The organism is Micromonospora andamanensis, assembly GCF_016863495.1.
GTDB classification, from domain to species: Bacteria; Actinomycetota; Actinomycetes; order Mycobacteriales; family Micromonosporaceae; genus Micromonospora; species Micromonospora andamanensis.
Genome location: NZ_BOOZ01000018.1, coordinates 104864 through 124135 on the forward strand (window position 1 = coordinate 104864; position 19272 = coordinate 124135).

17 protein-coding genes are annotated in these 19272 nt (G+C 71.6%); 6 read left to right on the forward strand and 11 right to left on the reverse strand.

Annotated features, from left to right (window positions below; genetic code table 11):
* Positions 1 to 56 precede the first annotated feature (56 nt).
* From yajC to ruvC, 4 genes are all read right to left on the reverse strand, one after another.
* Positions 57 to 395 carry a preprotein translocase subunit YajC gene (gene yajC / locus Van01_RS17300; protein WP_199172167.1) on the reverse strand — a complete coding sequence of 113 codons (339 nt, stop codon included), beginning with the start codon at positions 393 to 395 and terminating at the stop codon, positions 57 to 59.
* Between the two features lie 138 nt (positions 396 to 533).
* Positions 534 to 1604 (reverse strand): Holliday junction branch migration DNA helicase RuvB, encoded by a 1071-nt coding sequence (ruvB, locus tag Van01_RS17305; protein ID WP_204008229.1) that lies wholly within the window; start codon positions 1602 to 1604, stop codon positions 534 to 536.
* Positions 1605 to 1659: 55 nt separating this feature from the next.
* Entirely contained in the window at positions 1660 to 2262 is a 603-nt protein-coding gene (gene ruvA, locus Van01_RS17310; protein ID WP_204008231.1) for a Holliday junction branch migration protein RuvA, read from the reverse strand.
* Entirely contained in the window at positions 2259 to 2786 is a 528-nt protein-coding gene (gene ruvC / locus Van01_RS17315) for a crossover junction endodeoxyribonuclease RuvC (RefSeq protein WP_204008233.1), read from the reverse strand. Before ruvC ends, ruvA begins: the two co-directional genes overlap by 4 nt.
* Before the next feature lie 190 nt (positions 2787 to 2976).
* Here ruvC and Van01_RS17320 point away from each other — a divergent pair, with 190 nt between their 5' ends.
* The gene (locus Van01_RS17320; RefSeq protein WP_204008235.1) at positions 2977 to 3759 is read left to right on the forward strand and encodes a 3-hydroxybutyrate dehydrogenase; all 783 of its coding nucleotides are present in this window, start codon (positions 2977 to 2979) and stop codon (positions 3757 to 3759) included.
* A 17-nt stretch (positions 3760 to 3776) separates the two neighbouring features.
* Positions 3777 to 5693 (forward strand): helix-turn-helix domain-containing protein, encoded by a 1917-nt coding sequence (locus Van01_RS17325; protein ID WP_204008237.1) that lies wholly within the window; start codon positions 3777 to 3779, stop codon positions 5691 to 5693.
* 24 nt (positions 5694 to 5717) lie between these two features.
* Here the strand turns inward: Van01_RS17325 and Van01_RS17330 are convergent, their stop codons facing one another.
* The 4 genes from Van01_RS17330 to Van01_RS17345 form a co-directional block, all read right to left on the reverse strand.
* Positions 5718 to 6431 (reverse strand): DedA family protein, encoded by a 714-nt coding sequence (locus Van01_RS17330; protein ID WP_204008239.1) that lies wholly within the window; start codon positions 6429 to 6431, stop codon positions 5718 to 5720.
* A 90-nt stretch (positions 6432 to 6521) separates the two neighbouring features.
* A complete protein-coding gene (locus tag Van01_RS17335) occupies positions 6522 to 7127 on the reverse strand; it encodes a TetR/AcrR family transcriptional regulator (protein WP_204008241.1) in 606 nt (201 codons plus the stop codon).
* 4 nt (positions 7128 to 7131) lie between these two features.
* Positions 7132 to 8709, reverse strand: a complete 1578-nt coding sequence (locus tag Van01_RS17340; protein ID WP_204008243.1) for an MFS transporter — start codon at positions 8707 to 8709, stop codon at positions 7132 to 7134.
* A gap of 93 nt (positions 8710 to 8802) precedes the next feature.
* Positions 8803 to 9444 (reverse strand): transcriptional regulator, encoded by a 642-nt coding sequence (locus tag Van01_RS17345; RefSeq protein ID WP_239099126.1) that lies wholly within the window; start codon positions 9442 to 9444, stop codon positions 8803 to 8805.
* A gap of 139 nt (positions 9445 to 9583) precedes the next feature.
* Between Van01_RS17345 and Van01_RS17350 the strand changes: the two genes are divergently transcribed.
* Positions 9584 to 10441, forward strand: a complete 858-nt coding sequence (locus Van01_RS17350; protein WP_204008245.1) for an SPFH domain-containing protein — start codon at positions 9584 to 9586, stop codon at positions 10439 to 10441.
* A 120-nt stretch (positions 10442 to 10561) separates the two neighbouring features.
* On the opposite strand, the gene Van01_RS17355 is transcribed toward Van01_RS17350, so the two are convergent.
* Both Van01_RS17355 and dnaE read right to left on the reverse strand, forming a co-directional pair.
* Positions 10562 to 11599 (reverse strand): aminotransferase class V-fold PLP-dependent enzyme, encoded by a 1038-nt coding sequence (locus tag Van01_RS17355; protein ID WP_204008247.1) that lies wholly within the window; start codon positions 11597 to 11599, stop codon positions 10562 to 10564.
* Positions 11600 to 11692: 93 nt separating this feature from the next.
* Positions 11693 to 15226 carry a DNA polymerase III subunit alpha gene (gene dnaE, locus Van01_RS17360; RefSeq protein ID WP_204008249.1) on the reverse strand — a complete coding sequence of 1178 codons (3534 nt, stop codon included), beginning with the start codon at positions 15224 to 15226 and terminating at the stop codon, positions 11693 to 11695.
* A 254-nt stretch (positions 15227 to 15480) separates the two neighbouring features.
* Here dnaE and Van01_RS17365 point away from each other — a divergent pair, with 254 nt between their 5' ends.
* Together Van01_RS17365 and Van01_RS17370 are read left to right on the forward strand one after the other, a co-directional pair.
* The gene (locus Van01_RS17365; protein WP_204008251.1) at positions 15481 to 16023 is read left to right on the forward strand and encodes an RNA polymerase sigma factor; all 543 of its coding nucleotides are present in this window, start codon (positions 15481 to 15483) and stop codon (positions 16021 to 16023) included.
* The gene (locus Van01_RS17370; protein WP_239099127.1) at positions 16013 to 16606 is read left to right on the forward strand and encodes a hypothetical protein; all 594 of its coding nucleotides are present in this window, start codon (positions 16013 to 16015) and stop codon (positions 16604 to 16606) included. The genes Van01_RS17365 and Van01_RS17370 overlap by 11 nt, the downstream gene beginning before the upstream one ends.
* Here the strand turns inward: Van01_RS17370 and Van01_RS33085 are convergent.
* Positions 16587 to 18341, reverse strand: a complete 1755-nt coding sequence (locus Van01_RS33085; RefSeq protein WP_239099128.1) for a protein kinase domain-containing protein — start codon at positions 18339 to 18341, stop codon at positions 16587 to 16589. The genes Van01_RS17370 and Van01_RS33085 overlap by 20 nt on opposite strands.
* Positions 18342 to 18637: 296 nt before the next feature.
* On the opposite strand from Van01_RS33085, the gene Van01_RS17380 reads away from it, so the two are divergent.
* On the forward strand, positions 18638 to 19195 hold the full coding sequence (locus tag Van01_RS17380; protein WP_239099129.1) for a hypothetical protein: 558 nt from the start codon (positions 18638 to 18640) through the stop codon (positions 19193 to 19195).
* Positions 19196 to 19272 lie beyond the last annotated feature (77 nt).

A 19272-nucleotide genomic window follows, 5' to 3' on the forward strand; every position in this document is an offset into this window, starting at 1 on the left:
GCGGATGCCTCCCGTTCGAGCTGCCGACGGACCGGCGACCCGGACGGGACTCGACGTCAGTCCTTGACGGCGTCGGTTTCCTCGGCGGCCGACTCGACCGGACGCTCCGCCGGGGTGACCACCCGGGCGATCGCCGGCCGGGCGAAGCGGGTCTGCACTCCGGGAGCGACCTCCAGCAGGACGCTGTCGTCCTCGACACCGGTGACCGTGCCGTACAGCCCGCCGATGGTGACCACCTCGTCGCCTGCGGAGAGGTTGGCCTGCATCGACTCGGCCTCGCGGCGACGCTTCTGCTGCGGACGGATCATCATGAAGTACATGACGCCGAAGAGCAGAGCGATCATGAGGATCGGCGTGAAGCCGCCCGCTCCGCCGCCTTCTGCTGCGTAGTACACGGTTGTCGACCTTCCCATTGGCCGCCGGACCGGCGCGTCGGCGCCGGAACGGAGGCGGATTTTCACGTCCTGTACAGACCGCGGCGAGTCTAGTCGCTCTGTCTGGGAACGCCGAATGCGGCACAGATCACGAACGGATCACGGCTCGCCGATGTCCACCGAGAACAGATCGGGCACGGGAGGAGCTTCTGCCGCAAATGTACCATTCGGCGGCGTACGACCCAGATGGTGCCAGGCGGCCTCGGTCGCCACCCGCCCCCGGGGCGTACGCGCCAGCAGACCGGCCCGCACCAGGAACGGCTCACAGACCTCCTCGACCGTGTCCGGCTGCTCCCCGACCGCCACGGCCAGGGTCGACAGGCCGACCGGGCCGCCCTTGAACGAATCCACGAGTGCGGTGAGCACCGCCCGGTCGAGCCGGTCCAGCCCGAGGGCGTCCACGTCGTACACGGTGAGCGCGGCCCGGGCGGTCTCGATGGTGACCACCCCGTCGGCGCGCACCTCGGCGAAGTCCCGCACCCGACGCAGCAGCCGGTTGGCGATCCGGGGCGTGCCCCGGGAGCGACAGGCGATCTCCGCCGCGCCGTCCTCGGTGATCGGCACCCCGAGGATGCGCGCCGAGCGGTGCAGCAGCGTCTCCAGGTCGGCCGGCGCATAGAAGTCCAGGTGCGCCACGAAACCGAACCGGTCCCGCATCGGACCGGTGAGCAGACCCGACCGGGTGGTCGCGCCGACAAGCGTGAACGGCTCCACGTCGAGCGGGATGGCGGTGGCCCCCGGCCCCTTGCCGACCACCACGTCGACCCGGAAGTCCTCCATCGCGCTGTAGAGCAGCTCCTCCGCCGGCTTGGCGATCCGGTGGATCTCGTCGATGAAGAGCACGTCCCCCTCGGCCAGACTGGTCAGGATCGCCGCCAGGTCACCGGAGCGTTCGATCGCCGGCCCGCTCGTCACCCGGATCCCGGCGCCCAGCTCGGCGGCGACGATGTTGGCCAGGGTCGTCTTACCTAAGCCAGGCGGCCCGGAGAGAAGAATGTGGTCGGGTGGGGAGCCGCGTCGCATCGCGCCCTGGAGCAGCAGGTCGAGCTGGTCCCGGACGCGGTGCTGGGCGATGAACTCGTCCAGCCGCTTCGGCCGGACACTGACCTCCGCGTCCCGTTCCGCGTCGTTGACGTACGCCGACACCAGGCCACCGTCCGGGCCGGTCACGGAGCCTTCTTCATTCGCGACTGCGGGGCTCGCAAACCCGGCTCACTCCTCGCGCTCATCGGGTACGACCCAGCAGCCGGATCGCCTGCTTCAACAGCACCGGCACCGGCGGGGTGGGACCGTCGACGGTCTCCGCGACGGCGGCCACGGCCTGGTCGGCCTGGCTGGCCGTCCAACCGAGCCCGACCAGCGCCTGACGGACCTGCTCGGGCCAGCCGCCGCCGGTCACCCCGGCCGCGCCGTCGACACCGACCGGCACCGGCCCGATCCGGTCGCGCAGCTCCAGCACCAGCCGTTCGGCGCCCTTCTTGCCGATGCCGGGGACCCGGGTCAGCGCCGCCGTGTCGGCGTTGGCGATGGCCTTGCGCACCGCGTCCGGGGTGTGCACGGCGAGCACCGCCTGCGCCAGGCGTGGGCCGACCCCGCTGGCGGTCTGCAACAGCTCGAACAGCGCCTTGGCGTCGTCGTCGGCGAAGCCGTAGAGGGTGAGCGAGTCCTCGCGGACGACAAGGCTGGTGGCCAGCCGGGTCGGCTGGCCGACCCGCAGGTCGGCGAGGGTGCCGGGGGCGCACTGCACGGCCAGGCCGACCCCGCCGACCTCGATCACCGCGTGGTCCGGGCCGGTGGCCGTCACCACGCCACGCACACTGGCGATCATCTCGCTCCTCCTCGTCTGACCCGGTCCGCCGCGGCGGCCAGTTTCGACCGGGTGCCGCCGCGCCAGACGTGGCAGATGGCCAGCGCGAGGGCGTCCGCGGCGTCCGCCGGCTGGGGCGGCTCGGGCAGCCGCAGCAGCCGGGTGACCATCGCGGTCATCTGGGCCTTGTCCGCCTGGCCGGAACCGGTCACCGCCGCCTTCACCTCGCTCGGGGTGTACGTCTGCACCGGCAACCCGGCGCGCGCTCCGGCCAGCACGGCGATCCCGCTGGCCTGGGCGGTGCCCATCACCGTACGCACGTTGTGCTGGCTGAACACCCGCTCCACGGCCACGCTGTCCGGCCGGTGCTCGGCGACCAGGTCGGTCAACGAGCGGTCCAGGTGCAGCAGGCGGGTGGGCAACTCGTCGGCCGGATCGGTGTAGACGACGTAGTAGGCGATCAGCGTGCACGGCCGGCCGGGCACCCCCTCGACCACGCCGACCCCGCACCGGGTCAGCCCCGGGTCGACACCGAGCACCCGCACGCCGCCTCCCTCCAGCCGCCGGGCAGTACGTGTGTTCGACACCCTACCGATGCCGTCGCCACGCCGCGCCACGGGACACGCCAGTCGTGGCGAGCGGGACAGCAGTGTAGAGCCCGGCCACAGCGTGCGGTGGGAGTATGTGCCGCGACCCCATGTGCGCCCGGCCACACAGCTCGTAACTTCATGCGCCATGACGGCAGAACCCGTGGCGGTCCCCCACGTCGTGAACGTCGACCTGGCCGGTCGTACCGCCCTCGTGACGGGCGGGGGCGGCGGCATCGGTCGGGCCTGCGCCCTGCGGCTGGCCGCGGCGGGCGCGACGGTGGTGGTCGTCGACCGCAACGTCGAGGCGGCCAAGCTGGTGGCCGCCGAGGCCGGCGGCCGGGCCGAGGGGGTGGACCTCGCCGACCCGACGGCCGTGGACGCGCTCGACGCCGACGTCGACATCGTGGTCAACAACGCCGGCCTGCAACACGTGGCGCCGCTCCAGGACTTTCCCGTCGAACGGTTCGAGTACATCCAGCGGGTGATGGTGGAGGCGCCGTTCCTGCTGATCCGGCGGGCACTGCCGCACATGTACGCCCGTGGCTGGGGCCGGATCGTGAACATCTCCTCGGTGCACGGGTTGCGCGCCTCGCCGTACAAGGCAGCCTACGTCTCGGCGAAACACGCGCTGGAAGGGCTGTCGAAGGTGGTGGCGTTGGAGGGGGCGGCGCACGGGGTGACCGCCAACTGCATCAACCCGGCGTACGTGCGGACCGCGCTCGTGGAGAGCCAGATCGCCGACCAGTCGGCCGCCCACGGCATCCCCGAGTCCGAGGTGATCGAGAAGATCATGCTGGCCCGCGCGGCGGTCAAACGGCTCATCGAACCCGAGGAGGTGGCGGAGCTGCTGGCGTACCTCTGCTCTCCCCCGGCCGGGTTCCTCACCGGCGCCTCGATCGCGCTCGACGGGGGCTGGACGGCGAATTAGCGCCGGCCACCCGCAGAATGTCGGTCATGTCGTCGCCTGTGGAGTTCCTGGAACTGCTCGCCCGGGAGGCCGCCGCTGTCGAGTTCGAGGGACCGCTCATCGCCGCCCGCTCGGCCGGGCTGCCCGCCGAGCGCCTCGCCGAGCTGGAGCAGGCCAAGACGGTGGCGCTGCGGGTCCGGGCGCTGCTGGAACGCCGCCGCCGCCGGGAGAGCGAGCTGTCCGGCCTGTACGACACGGTCAGCGACCTGGCCGGGCTGCGCGACCTGGACGAGGTGCTGCGGGCGATCGTGCACCGGGCCCGGCACCTGCTCGGCGCGGACGTCGCCTACATGACGCTCAACGACGCCGAGCGCGGCGACACCTACATGCGGGTGACCGACGGCTCGGTCTCCGCCCAGTTCCAGCGGCTGCGGCTGCCGATGGGCGCCGGACTCGGCGGCCTGGTGGCGCAGTCCGGCGCCCCGTACGTCACCGCGAACTATCCGCAGGACGAACGGTTCCACCACACCCGGGAGATCGACGCCGGGGTGGGTGAGGAAGGGCTGGTGGCGATCCTCGGGGTGCCGCTGCGGCTCGGCTCGACGAGCATCGGGGTGCTCTACGCGGCCAACCGCACGGCCCGGCCGTTCGCCCGCGAGGAGGTGGCGCTGCTGCTCTCACTGGCGGCCCACGCCGCGGTGGCGATCGACACCGCGCGGCTGCTGGCCGAGACCCGCGCGGCGCTCGAGGAACTCTCCTCGGCGAACACCACGATCCGCGCGCACAGCAGTTCGGTGGAGCGGGCCGCGGCGGCCCACGACCGGATGACCGCGCTGGTGTTGCGCGGCGGTGGGGTGGAGGACGTGGCCGCGGCGGTCACCGACGTGCTCGGTGGCGCGCTGCTGGCGCTCGACGCCGAGGGTCGACGCCTGGCCCAGGTCGGCGAGATCGACGAGCCGGACCGCGCGGAGATCGTCGAGGCGGTCGCGGCGTCGCGGACCGAGGGACGCAGCGTACGTCGGGGCGTGTTGTGGTACGCCGCCGTGGTGGCCGGCGCGGAGAACCTGGGCGTGCTGGTGCTGCGTCCCGAGGGCGAACCGGCCGACGCCGACCAGCGGATCCTGGAACGGGCGGCGCTGGTGACCGCCCTGCTGCTGCTGTTCCGGCGTACCGTCGCCGAGGCGGAGGGGCGGGTCCGGGGCGAGTTGCTCGACGACCTGATCGCCCGGCCGCTGCGCGACCCGGACGCGTTGCGTGGTCGGGCCCGCCGGCTGGGCGTCGAGCTGGACGCGCCACACGTGCTGGTGGCCGTCGGCGACGACGCCATCGCGGCGACCGGCTCCGCCCGGCAGCGGGTGCTCTCCTGGGCCACCACGTACGCCTCGACCCGGGGCGGCCTGGCCGCGGCGCGCGACGGCCGGGTGGCGCTGATGCTGCCCGGGCAGGACGCCGGTGGCAGCGCCCGGGCGGTGGCCCGGGACCTGTCCCGGATCACCGGTCGGCCGGTGACCGCCGGGGCGAGCGGCCCGTCCACCGGCCCCGATTCGCTTGCCGCCGCGTTCCGGGAGGCGGACCGTTGCCTGACCGCGCTCGGCGCGCTGGGCCGGTCGGGGCAGGGGGCGAGCAGCGCCGAGCTGGGTTTCGTCGGGCTGTTGCTGGGTGCCGTCGACGACGGCGGCGACGCCGACGTCAGCCGTTTCCTCACCGCCACCATCGGCCCGGTGATCGACTACGACGCCCGGCGGGGTACCGCGTTGGTGCGGACCCTGGAGGCGTACTTCGGGGTGGGCGGCAGCCTCGCCCGGGCCGCCGAGCAGTTGCACGTGCACGTCAACACGGTGACGCAGCGGCTGGAGCGGGTCGGGCAGTTGCTCGGCGTCGACTGGCAGCGGCCCGACCGGGCCCTGGAGGTGCAGCTGGCGCTGCGGCTGCACCGGCTGCGTACGCCCGGCTGAGGATGCTCGGTGGCCGGGTCGGGCTCAGTGCTCGCCGAGGTGCTGCCGGGTCTCGCGGATAGCCTCCTCGGCCGCCGCCCGCTCCTGCGGGGTGGTGCCGCGCCTGGCGGCCAGCCACGCGCGGAGCAGTTCGAACGCGATCGGCAGGACCGAGATCGCCACGATGCCGATGAGGATGTACTCGATGTTCGCCTTGACGAACGGGATCTGGCCCAGGAAGTAGCCGAGCACCGTCACCCCGGTGCCCCAGAGGATGCCACCGACCACGTTGTAGACGACGAAGGTGCGGTAGTTCATCCGGCTCACCCCGGCCACGATCGGGGTGAACGTCCGCACGATCGGCACGAACCGCGCCAGCACGATGGAGCGGGCACCGTACTTCTCGAAGAAGTCGTGGGCCTTGAGCAGGTTCTCCTGTTTGAACAGCCGGGAGTTCGGGCGGCGGAAGAGGGCCGGTCCGACCTTACGGCCGAAGAGGTAGCCGACCTGGTCGCCGGCGATCGCGGCGACGGTGATCAACAGGCACACCAACCAGAGCGGGTAGCGCAGATACTGCCCGTCGGCGACCAGCAGCCCGGTGGTGAACAGCAGCGAGTCGCCCGGCAGGAAGAAGCCGATGAGCAGCCCGGACTCGGCAAAGACGATCACCAGGATGCCGATCAGCCCGAACGTCGAGATCAGCCACTCAGGTTCGAGCCAGTCGGGCCCGAGGGCCAGCGAGGCGATGGGCGTCGGCACGAGGAAACCTCCGAAAGCTACTGTGGCGTCACCCGCACGCTCCGGGGACGCCCGTAGTCTAGGCCGCGCCCGTCCCCGCGACGGGCGACATCAGGCACCGCCGGCCCGGATGCCGGCGAGTACGCCATCCACGATCTTCTCGGCGAGAGTGGTCTCGTCGAGGTCGGGGTGCCAGCGCATCATCCGTTGGATGAGCATCGGACCGGTGAGCATCGCCATCGTCACGTCGATGTCGAGGTCGGCCCGAAGCTCACCATCGCGCACCCCGCGTTGCAGTACCTCCCGCATCACGGCCCGGCGTGGCTCGATGATGTTCTGGTAGAGCGCGTGGTGTTCGGGGCTGCGGTTCACCTCGGGCACGAGGCAGGGCATGATGCGTTCCGCCCGGGGGTCGATGGTGTGCCCGACCGCGCCGACAAGTGTGATCAGGTCCTCGCGGACGGATCGCCCGGCCGGCTGCGGCACGTTGCCCTTCAGGGTGCGCAACGCGTCGCGGAGCAACGCGTCCTTGCCCGACCAGCGGCGGTAGATGGTGGCCTTGCCCACCCCGGCCCGTGCGGCGATCGCCTCGATCGAGATCGCCTCGATGGTGCTGCCCTCCGCGAGCAGGTCCAGGGCGGCCTCGATGATCGCCTCGTCCGCCCGGACGCTTCGTGGTCGTCCGGGTGGTCGTGCCGCGTCCGCCGTGCCTGTCATCTGCTCATTGTCGCTGGCCCGGTGCGGCACCGGCCAACTCGGGTTCGCCGATCGGTGACGAGCCGCCGGCCGTGGACCGCCCGGGCATCCAGCGCAGGGCCACCAGAATGCCGGCCGCGGCGACCAGCGCGGCGAGCGTCGCCGAGAGGTGCATGGCCGAGACAAAGGAGTCGTTGGCCGCCGCGACGAGTTGCGGGCCCGCCGGCTCGAGCTGACCGGCCGCGGCGTACGCGCCCGCGATGGATTCACCGGCTGCCGCACCGGCGGCCGGCGGCAGCTCCGCCAGGGCCGGCTCGATGCCGCTGCGGTAGCCCGCCGCCAGCACCGAGCCGATCACCGCGACGCCGAGCGCGGCGGCGACCTGCCGGATGGTGTTGCTGACCGCGGAGCCGACGCCGGCCTTCTCCCGGGGCAGCGCCGACATGATCGATTCGGTGGCCGGCGGCATGATGTTCGCCATCCCGACGCCCTGTAGGAAGAAGGCGACGAGCACCACCCAGATGGGCGTGGCGGCGTCGACGAAGGCGAACGCGGCCAACGCCACCGAGGTCAGCACCAGCCCCACCACCGACACCGAGCGGGCGCCGTACCTGCGGACCATCGTGGCGCTGCGCGGGGCGAAGGCGAGTTGGGCGACGGCGAACGGCAGGAAGAGCAGCCCGGTTTCGAGAGGGCTGTAGCCGCGCACCAGTTGCAGATAGAACGAGCTGAAGAACATCACACCCATGGCGGCGAAGAAGACCAGCCCGATCATCGCCACCGGGGCGGCGAAGCGGGGCACCCGGAACAGTCGGACGTCCAGCGACGGGTGGCTGCTGCGCCGCTCATGCAGCACGAACCCGGCCAGCACCGCGACGCCGCCGACGATCGAGACCCAGACCAGGGGGCGGCCGAAGCCGTGCTCGCCGCCGTCGATGATGCCGTAGGTGAGGGCGACCAGGCCGACCACCGAGAGCAGCACACCGAACACGTCGACGCGGCCCGGATCGGGGTCGCGCGACTCGGGCACCAGCAGCGCGACCAGGAGCACGCCGAGCGCCACCACCGGCACGTTGATCAGGAAGACCGAGCCCCACCAGTAGTGCTCCAGCAGCACGCCACCGAGGACCGGCCCGATCGCCACCGCCAGACCTACCGCGCCGGCCCAGATCCCGATGGCCCGCCCTCGCTCCCGAGGGTCGAAGACGTTGGAGATGATCGACAGGGTGGCCGGCATGATGGCCGCGCCGCCGACCCCCATCAGCGCGCGGGCCGCGATCAACTGGACCGGATTCTGCGCGTACGCCGACAGCAGTGACGCCAGACCGAAGAGCGCGAGCCCGATCACCAGCATCCTGCGACGGCCAGCCCGGTCCCCGAGCACGCCGAAGGTGAACAGCAGCCCGGCGAAGACCAGGGTGTAGGAGTTGATCGACCACTCCAACTCGCCCTGGCTCGCCCCGAGCCCGTGCACCGGGTCAGCGAGCGTGCGTAGCGCGACGTTGAGAATCGTGTTGTCGAGGACGACCACGAGCAGGCTGATCACCAGCACCCCGAGGATCGCCCACCTCCTCGGGTGTCCGGTGTTCTCGCTCGGCTGCATCTCCGCCCCCGGTTTCGATACGGTCCCGTCCGTAGTGGCCCTGAGCGTAATGCATTTACGATACGGTACGGTTCCGTTTCGCTATGACGCCGGTCACAACGCGGACCCGGCCGCCGGGCTCTCCTGCAACACCCGGACAGCGGCGGAGAGCGAGTCCAGACGCCGCACCGGCGGGGCGAGCGGCTCGACCCAGCCAGGTCCGGCCCCGTACACGCGTACCGTCGGGAAGTCGCGGGCGAAGCGGCCGATGCGGTACGAGCGGCCGGTAAGCGCCGTCTGGGCCCAGACGGCGACGGTGTGCGGTCGGGCCCGGTGCACGGCGCCGGCCAACGCCTGCCACGGCAGCGCCGGCCCGATCAGCAGGCAGCCTCGACGGCGCTCGCGCAGCGCGGCGGCGAGGGCGTGCAGCCCGAGGCAGTGTTCCTCCTGCTCCGCCCCGGCCAACAGCACGCCGTCCGGGGGCGGGCCGACCTCCGGATCGCGGCGGAACACGTCCAGGCCGACCCGGACGCCTTCGGACAGGGCGTGCTCGACGGCGATCCCGGCGGCGGTCCGCCCGCTCCGCGCGGTGAGCACCGGCACACAGACGTCGTCCCACAGCCGTACGACTCCCCACTCCCCGGCCAGCTCGACGACGAGCGCGGCGACCCGATTGCCGTCGAACTCCTCGGCGGCGGTCGTCAGGCGCTTGCGCGCGATCTGCACGACCTCGGTCGGCATCGGTACCCCAGACACCAGACTTCCTCCCGGATGAACAGCTCTGCACCGAGGGATTCGTCGGGACGCCGCGTCACGGATGCGCTCGCCGGTGTCTTGACCCGGGTGGCTACGTTGATGATCAACTCAGCAAGGCCGTACCCGGAAAGGTCCCGTCATGCCCTTCGGCTTCATCCTGGCGATCGTCGCCGCCGTCACCGCGGTCATCGCCGTCGCCGTCACCCTGCTCAGCTCGCAACGCCAGGTACGGCAGATCGGAGTCCTGACGGCGGTCGGCGCCCTGGTCGGGACGGCCGTTCTCACAGTCGCGTCGAGCGCCCACTCGGTACCGATCCGCTCGGTCGGCATCGTCACCAGCTTCGGCAAGCCAACAGGTGAGGTCACCGGCTCCGGCCTGAAATGGGTCACCCCGTGGCAGCGGGTCGGCGAGTGGGACGCCGGACGGCAGAAGTACGACCACATCGGCAGCGACAAGTGCGTGCGGGTACGCACCGGCACCCTCGCGGACGCGTGCGTGGAGGTGCTCGTCGAGTGGCAGGTCCAGCCCGAGAACGCCCCGCAGCAGTTCATGGACTACAAGGGCGACTTCGAGAGCTTCCGGGGGCAGCGGGTCGGCGTCCAGCTCGACAGCGCCGTCAACGACGCCTTCGCCGTCTACAACCCGTTGGAGCGTATCGACTCGAAGACCGGCAACCTCAACGTCGACCTCAAGCCGTTCTCGGCGAGCATCAAGTCGAACGCCGAGGGACGGCTGGCCGACGACGTCGAGATCCTGTCGGTCACCATCACCCGGGTCAACCACGACGACAAGACCGAGGGCAACATCAAGGCATTCCAGGACAAGCTCGCCCAGACCCGCAACCTCGAACAGGACCGCCTCAACGCCGAGATTCAGAAGCAGGTCACCGAGACCAACGCGACAGTGGACAAGGTGACCCGCTGCCTGGAGATCGCGGACAAGCACGGCAGCACGCCGGGCCTGTGCATCAACCCGGGCATCGTCACCGGCAAGTGACCCGCTCCGGGGGACACCCGGCGGACAGGGCCGCCCGCCCTCACCGGTCAGGTGATGAGGGCGGGCGGCGAGCGCCGGCCGCACACCGGCGAGCCGTCCGGTGCGGCGAGGACGGCGCGGTCAGGAGGTGAGCGCGTCGAGGGCCAGGTCGACGTCCTCGGTGGTGGAGTAGAGATGGAACGAGGCCCGGATTCGGCCGGCCCGCACCGCCGCGCGTACCCCGGCGCGCGCCAACTTCTCCTGCGCGCCGGGCACCTCGACGGTCACGATCGCGCTGTGCCCGGGTGGCTGCCCCAGCCCGGTGAGAAACCTGTTCGCCAGCGCCACGTCGTACGCCCGCACCTGCTCGACCCCGATCTCCAGTAGCAGCTCCAGGGCGGGGGCGGCCCCCACCCAGCTGAACCAGGCAGGTGAGAGGTCGAACCGGCGGGCGTCCTCGGCCAGCCGCAGCGGCGGCCCGTAGTAGGAGGCGTGCGGGTCACGGCCCGCGTACCAGCCGGCGGCGTCCGGCCGCAGCCGGTCCCGCAGCCCGGGAGCCAGGTAGGCGAACGCGGTCCCCCGGGGCCCCATCAGCCACTTGTACCCGCCGGCCACCACCACGTCCGCGCGGGTCGCGTCGAACGGCAGCCAACCGCACGCCTGGGTGGCGTCCACCGCCACGAGCGCGCCGTGGGCCCGGGCCGCCGCGACGATCTCGTCGTACGCGGCGACACTGCCGTCGGCGGACTGCACCAGGCTGAACGCCACCAGGTCGGTGTCGGCGTCGATCGAGGCGGCCAACTCGTCAAGCGCGACAGTGCGGACCTCGATGCCCCGCTCGGCCTGGACGAGCCAGGGGAACAGGTTGGAGGTGAACTCGACCTCGGGTGCCAGCACCCGGGCGCCGGAGGGCAGCGCGGCGGCTACCGGAGCCAGCAGTTGGGAGACGGTGGCACCGACCGCGACGTCGGCGACCGGGACCGCGACGAGTTGAGCGAACGCCGCCCGACACCTGTCGGTCGCCGTACCCCAGGTCTCCCACGAACCCTGGCCCACCCGCCACTCGGCAAGCGCGTCCTGCAACGCGTCCCAGGCCGGGTCGGGCGGCAACCCGTAGCTGGCGGTGTTCAGCCAGCCCGGCTGCGGTTGCCACAGCTTCTGCGCCTGCTCCAGTTCCACACCCCGACGCTAGCGACCTCGCCCCCCACCCCGAAGCGCCAATCCCACCCCCGTGGCCCCCACCCCGATCGCGCGATCGGGGTGGGGTGTGGGTCAGGTGACATTGGCGGGGCCCAGGACGCTTTTCAGGTCGGCCATGAGAGCGGTGGTGGCGGCCACCCGTACCGGGCTGAGGCGCAAGGTGGTGGAGCGGGTGCCGTTGAGGAGTTTGACGTGCACCTCGGCGTCGCCGGGATGCAGCACCAGGGTCTCCTTGAGGCGTTCCACCAGCGGAGGGGTGCAGCGGGTCACCGGGATGGTGAGGGTGACCGGCTTGTTCGTGGTGCTGGTGCTGACGTCCGGCAGGGACATGTCCATCGCCATGATGCGCGGGGTGTCGTCGCGCCTGTCGACCCGGCCCTTGACCACCACTATCGCGTCCTCGGCGATGTACTGACCGATCACCTCGTAGGTGTTCGGGAAGAACAGCGTCTCCACGCCACCGGCGAGATCCTCAAGGGTCGCCGAGGCCCACGCCCGCCCCTGCTTGGTGACCCGCCGCTGCACGCCGGAGAGGATGCCGGCGAGGGTGACCACCGCGCCGTCGGGCACGGTGCCCTCCTCGGAGAGCGCCGCGATCGTGGTGTCGGCCGCCGCACCCAGGATGTGTTCCAGGCCGAACAGCGGATGGTCGGAGACGTACAGGCCGAGCATCTCGCGTTCGAAGGCAAGCTTGTCGCGCTTGTCCCACTCCCCCTCGGCGATGACGGGCATGACAGTGGTGTTCGTCGCCACCTCGGCGTCGCCGAAACCGGCACCGAACAGGTCGTACTGCCCGACGGCCTCCTTGCGCTTGACGTCGGCGTACGCATCGATGGCGTCGGCGTGCACGGTGAGCAGGCCCTTGCGGGAATGCTTCAGTGAGTCGAACGCCCCCGCCTTGATCAGGGATTCGATCGTCTTCTTGTTGCAGACCACCGCGTCGACCTTGGACAGGAAGTCGTAGAAGTCGGCGTACTCGCCCTTCTCCTCGCGGCAGCGCATGATCGCGGCGACCACGTTCGCGCCGACGTTACGGATCGCGCCGAGGCCGAAGCGGATCTCCCGGCCGACCGGGGTGAACGGTCCGGCCGAGGTGTTCACGTCCGGCGGCAGTACCTGGATGCGCATCCGGCGACACTCCGACAGGTACATGGCCATCTTGTCCTTGTCGTCGCCGACGGAGGTCAGCAGCGCCGCCATGTACTCGGCCGGGTAGTGCGCCTTCAGGTACGCCGTCCAGTAGGACACCAGCCCGTACGCGGCCGAATGCGCCTTGTTGAAGGCGTACCCGGCGAACGGGACCAGCACGTCCCAGACCTTCTGGATGGCCTCGTCGGAGTAGCCGTGCTCGCGGCAGCCGTCCCGGAACGGGATGAACTCCTTGTCGAGGATCTCCTTCTTCTTCTTGCCCATCGCCCGGCGCAGCAGGTCGGCCTGGCCGAGCGTGTACCCGGCGAGGATCTGCGCGGCCCGCTGCACCTGCTCCTGATAGACGATCAGGCCGTAGGTCGGGGCGAGGATCTCCCGCAACGGCTCCTCGAGCTCCGGATGGATCGGGGTGATCTCCTGGAGGCCGTTCTTGCGCAGCGCGTAGTTGGTGTGCGAGTCCACGCCCATCGGGCCGGGCCGGTACAGCGCCAGGACTGCGGAGATGTCCTCGAAGTTGTCCGGCTTCATCATCCGCAGCAGCGACCGCATCGGCCCGCCGTCGAGCTGGAACACGCCAAGCGTGTCGCCCCGGGCCAGCAGCTCGTACGCGGCCTTGTCGTCAAGCGGCAGGGCCAGCAGGTCCAGCTCCTTGCCGTGGTTGAGCTCGATGTTCTTGACCGCGTCGTCGATGATCGTCAGGTTGCGCAGGCCGAGGAAGTCCATCTTCAACAGCCCGAGCGACTCGCACGTCGGGTAGTCGAACTGGGTGATGATGACCCCGTCGGAGTCCCGGCGCATCAGCGGGATGTGATCGATGATCGGCTCGGCCGACATGATCACACCGGCGGCGTGCACGCCTGTCTGCCGGATCAGCCCCTCGATCCCCCGGGCGGTGTCGATGACCTTCTTGACGTCGGCCTCGGCCTCGTACATGCCCCGGATCTCGCCGGCCTCGGCGTACCGGGGGTGCTTCGGGTCGAAGATGCCCTCGAGCGGAATGTCCTTACCCATCACGGCCGGCGGCATCGCCTTGGTGATCCGGTCGCCCACCGCGTACGGGTAGCCGAGCACCCGCGCCGAGTCCTTGATCGCGGCCTTCGCCTTGATCGTGCCGAAGGTGGCGATCTGGGCGACCTTGTCCTCACCCCACTTGTCGGTGACGTACTTGATCACCTCGCCGCGCCGACGCTCGTCGAAGTCGATGTCGACGTCCGGCATGGAAACCCGCTCGGGGTTGAGGAACCGTTCGAAGATCAGCCCGTGCGGGATCGGGTCCAGGTCCGTGATGCCCAGGGCGTACGCGACAAGGGAACCGGCCGCGGACCCACGGCCGGGACCGACGGCGATGCCCTGCGCCTTGGCCCACTGGATGAAGTCGGCCACCACGAGGAAGTACGACGGGAAGCCCATCTGGATGATGACGCCCAGCTCGTACTCGGCCTGCACCACGTGGCCCTCGGGGATGCCCCCCGGGTAGCGGCGGGCCAGGCCGGCGAAGGTCTCCTTGCGGAACCAGGACTCCTCGGTCTCGCCCTCGGGCACCGGGAAGCGCGGCATCAGGTTGTGGAACTCGAACATCCCGGTCGGGTCGACCCGCTCGGCCACCAGCAGCGTGTTGCGGCACCCCTCCAGCCAGACGTCGGAGCCGTCCACCCCACGCATCTCGTCAGCGGACTTGATGTAGTAGCCGCTGCCGCCGAACTTGAACCGGTTCGGGTCGGCGACGTTGCTGCCGGTCTGCACGCAGAGCAGCACGTCGTGCGCCTCGGACTGCGCCTCGTGCGTGTAGTGCGAGTCGTTTGTGACCACCGGCGGGATGCCGAGCTTGCGGCCGATCTCGACAAGCCCGTCCCGGACCTTCTTCTCGATGTCCAGGCCGTGGTCCATCAGCTCCAGGAAGTAGTTCTCCTTGCCGAAGATGTCCTGGTACTTCGCGGCGGCTTCGAGGGCCTGCGCGTCGTGGCCCAGCCGCAGCCGGGTCTGCACCTCCCCCGAGGGACAGCCGGTGGTGGCCATCAGGCCGTCGGCGTACTCGGCCAGCAGTTCGGCGTCCATCCGGGGCCACTTGACGAAGTAGCCCTCGGTGTACGCCTTGCTGGTGAGCGTGAAGAGGTTGTGCAGGCCGGTCTTGTTGCGCGCCCAGATCGTCTTGTGGGTGTAACCACCGCTGCCGGAGACGTCGTCGCTCTTCTGCTCCGGCCGACCCCAGCGGACCCGCTTCTTGTGATAACGCGACTCCGGCGCCACGTACGCCTCGATGCCCAGAATCGGGGTCACCCCGGCGGCCATTGCCTGCTTGTAGAAGTCGTTCGCGCCGTGCATGTTGCCGTGGTCGGTCATCGCCACCGCCGGCATGCCCTGCCGTTTGACCTCGGCGAACAGGTCCTTGAGCCGGGCCGCCCCGTCGAGCATCGAGTACTCCGTGTGCACGTGCAGATGCGCGAACGAATCGCCCATGCGGAGGCCCCCCGGGTCGGATGATCGAGTCGGTCGGGGGTAACCCTAACCCCGCCGCCGCCGGCCACTCCAGCGCGCCGCGCGCCCGGCCCGGCGGCCCCTCCGGACCGGCCCGACGGTCCGGTCCCGCCCCCGGTCGGCGGCGCAGGTCCGGCCGCTGTCGCTGTCGGCTGCTGGACTCGGGGTCGGACACGGCGGCCCGGTCGGCGTAGCCTGAACGACCACCGCAACACCGTCGAGCACGGGACGGCGCGATGACCCTCGCGGACGGAATCGACGATCTGGCCGTCGCCGCGGCACGCGGCGACCGGGCAGCTCTGGACGCCCTGCTGGCGGCGATCCGCCCGGAGGTGCTGCGGCTGTGTGGCCGGCTGCTGCCCAACCGGGAGGACGCGGAGGAGGCCTGCCAGGACGCGCTGCTCGCGGTGGCGCGGGGCATCGACAGGTTCGAGGGCCGCTCGTCGTTCCACACCTGGCTGTACCGGCTGACCGCCAACCGGGCCCGCTCGACCTACCGGGCACTGCGCCGCCGCTGGCAGGTGGAGGCCGCCGGGACGCCGCTGCCGGAGCGACCCGACCCGCGCCGCACCAGCGTGGTCGCCGGCACCCGACTGGATCTGCTGGAGGCCCTCGACGCGATCCGGCCCGAACTGGCCGAGACACTGACCCTGCGTGACGTGCTCGACCTCGACTATCGCGAGATAGCCGCGTTGCTCGCCCTGCCCGAGGGCACCGTGAAGTCCCGCATCCACGAGGCCCGCCGGCAGGTCCGGCAGCGGCTCACCGGTGCCGACTGACCTGACCGGCCGGCACCGCCCGACGGCGCTGGCAACGGCCATCCGGCACCGCCTGACGGCGCTGGCTGTGGCCGTCGTGCTCGTCGCGGGTGCCGCCGGTTGCGCCGACGAGCCCGTCGCGCCGCTGCCGGTACGCCCACCCGCCCCCACCACCGCGTCGCCGCCGGTTCCGTCCTTCCCGTCGACGCCCCGGCCGAGCGGGACACCTGTCGTGGCGCCACCGACAGTCGTGACGGTGCCGCCCGCACGACCGACCTCGGCGCCACGAAGCCCCACCCCCGCGCGGAGCACCCGTACCCCGACGCCCACCGCGACGACGTCCGAGGTCTGCCTCGGCGCGGTCCGGTACGAGCTGCCGCTGTCCGACCCCGGGCCGCTACCGTCCTCGCTCTGCTTCGCCACCGGCGGGGTACTGCGCCTGGCGGGCATCGGTCCGGGTGAGGTCACCGTCGACCGGGAGGATCTGGTGGACAGCCAGTACGAGGCCGGCGTGGTCGATCTCCGGTTCGTCCGGAACGGCACCGTGGACGTGTTCGTTCCCCGCGAGGCGGGCACCCACGTGATCACGGTTGTCGTGCGATGACCTGTCGTCGTGTCCGTACCCCGTCGAGCAGGGCGTCCACGAACTCGTCGCCGGCTCCGGGCGGCGGCACGACCTGCGCGTAGAGCAGCCCGGCGGTGCCCCGGGCGGCGGCCTCCACGAGCACCGGCCGCCCGTACGGGCAGTCGAAGCGGGCGACCACCCAGTCCAGACCACCGCGCCGCACCCGCCGTGGTGGCGAGGGAGCACAGTTGGCATGCGGTTGCGCGGCGACGAACGTAGCCGGATCGGTGTGTCGGGCGGTCACCGACAGCCCGAGGAAGGCACCCGGCACCCTCGGGTCGGTGGCCCACCGACGCGGCTCCGGCGAGATCACCAACGCCGGTTCGAGCCGCCCGGACGCGTCGTACCGCCCCGCCCAGCCGGTCCCGGTCGCCCGCCAGCCGTCCGGCAGCACGACGGTCAGCGGACCACTCGTCGCCGTACCGCTGGGCGTCGCCGAGTCCGCCGCCACCGCACCGGCCGCCGCCACCAGCACCACAGTCAGCGCTACCGCGCGTACCCACGGCGACCGGCCCGCACCCACCGGCACCGCCGCCACCGAACCCGCATAAACCGAACCCGCACGAGCCGGCACCTCACGAGCCGGCACCTCACGAGTCGGCACCGCAGAAGCCGAGGCCGCACGAGCCGGGACCGCAGAAGCCGGGACCGCAGAAGCCGGGGCCGCACGAGCCGGGACCGAAGGAACTGGGTCCGCGGGAGCCGGGGCCGGGTCGTCGGCACGGTGGGGACCGTGGGCCGGGGTCGGCTCCGGTCCGGTGCCCGGGTTGATCGGACCACTGGACCGCCGCACCGCCTCCAGCAGGGCCGTGCGGAACGCCTCGGCGTCCGGGTACCTGTCGCTCGGGCGGCTGGCGGTGGCCCGGCGCAGCACCACCGCCACGGCCGGAGGCACCCGCACCGGGAGGACGGACCCGGTCGCCGCTCCGGCAACGCCGTCAGCCCGACGCGCAGGACCGGCGGCCGGCAGTCCCACCGTGATAACCGCAGCGTCAGGCGGCCCGACGCCGGCACCGGAGGCGGGCGGCCCGACGTCAGCGCCGGAGGCGGACGGTCCAGCGTCGACAGCCGCGGCGGCGGTCGGTTCGGCGTCAGGGGCCGACGGTGCGAGCAGTCGGCGGCCGAGCTGGCCGAGGGCGTACACGTCGGCGCGCTCGTCCACGATCGCGAGAGCATCGTCCTGCTCGGGGGCCATGAACCCCGGGGTGCCGGCGCGCATGGTGAGCCCGGAGGCGGCGGCGAGCGCCTTGGCCAGGCCGAGGTCGGCGATGAGTACCCGCTCGCCGTCAGCGGTCGAGCGGAACAGGATGTTGCCGGGCGACAGGTCGCGGTGCACCACCCGGTGCCGGTGCAGCACCGCCACCCCGGCGGCGATCTCGGCGAGCAGGTCCAGGGCGGTCGTCACGGGTAACGGCCCGGAGGCCAGCCGCTCCCGCAGGCTGCCTCCGTCGGCCCAGTCGAGCACCGTGTAGGGCCGTCCGTCCGGCAGCTCCCCCACCAGGCGTACCCGGACCAGCCGGTCGTCCTCCAGCTGGCGCAGCAGCCGGGCCTCGTCCAGGAACCGTTCCCGGACGCGTACGTCGTGGTGCCAGTTCTCCGCCAGCACCTTGATCGCTACCCGGATGTCCAGCATCGGGTCGTACGCCAGCCAGACGGTCGCGAACGAGCCCACACCGAGCAGCCGCTCCACCCGGTACGCCCCGATCCGCTCCACCCCCACCCCTCCAGACCTATCCCTCGCCCTCTGCCACCCTCCCGGCCTCGACTCCCCCTGCCACCCTCCCCCTCCCCCACCCCCACAGCAACCCTCCCTCTCCCCCACCCAACCTCGCGATCATGCAGTTGTGGCACCCGGAATACGGCTTATGGTCCACTTTGGCGGATACCACAACTGCATGATCGGCGCGCTGGGCGCGGCGAGTGGGGGGGTGGGGCGAACTGGGGGGGTGGGTGGGGAGACGAAGGGAGTAGGAACTCGATGCCGAGGAGGCGATTTCTGTGCACCGTCTCGTGTATGTCGTAGTCGTGACAGTCCTGGCCCTGGTCGGGGCTGCGCCAGCCACCGCCGCAGCGCTACCGCGTTCGGGCGCCTCGGTGGCGGTGGCCGGGCAGCCGCTGGCCACCACCACCGACGTGATGAGCGTGCGGGGTGCCGGGCCGTACCGGATCGGGGCCAGCCTTGACCGGCTCACCGCCGCCGGACTGATCGACTGGTCCGTCGCGACCTGCGACGGTGTGGTCGCGGCCGGCGCGACCGGCGCCTGGGCGGGTGTGATCCTGCTGGCCTTCCGGCACGGCCGGCTGGTCGAGGTGAGCACCGCCACCGTCCCGCCCTACTCCCCCGCCGGAGCGGGTGTCGGCATGACCTTCGCCCAGTTGGAGACGATCTACGGTCCTCGCGGTGGCCTGATCAGCAACGACGCGGGCACGGCCACCGCGTACCTGGTGCGGGTGGGCGCACGGGTGGAGTTGTTCACCGGGCACCCGATCCGGCCAGGCGTGGGTGCCTTCCAGGTCGGCACGGCATCCGTCGTGGAACGTAACTTCCGGCAGGGCGGCACCTGCTGACGGTGCCGTCCGGGGCCGCGCGACCGGCTCAGGTCGGCGGAACGACGACGCGGGGCGTCCGGAGGAGCGGACGCCCC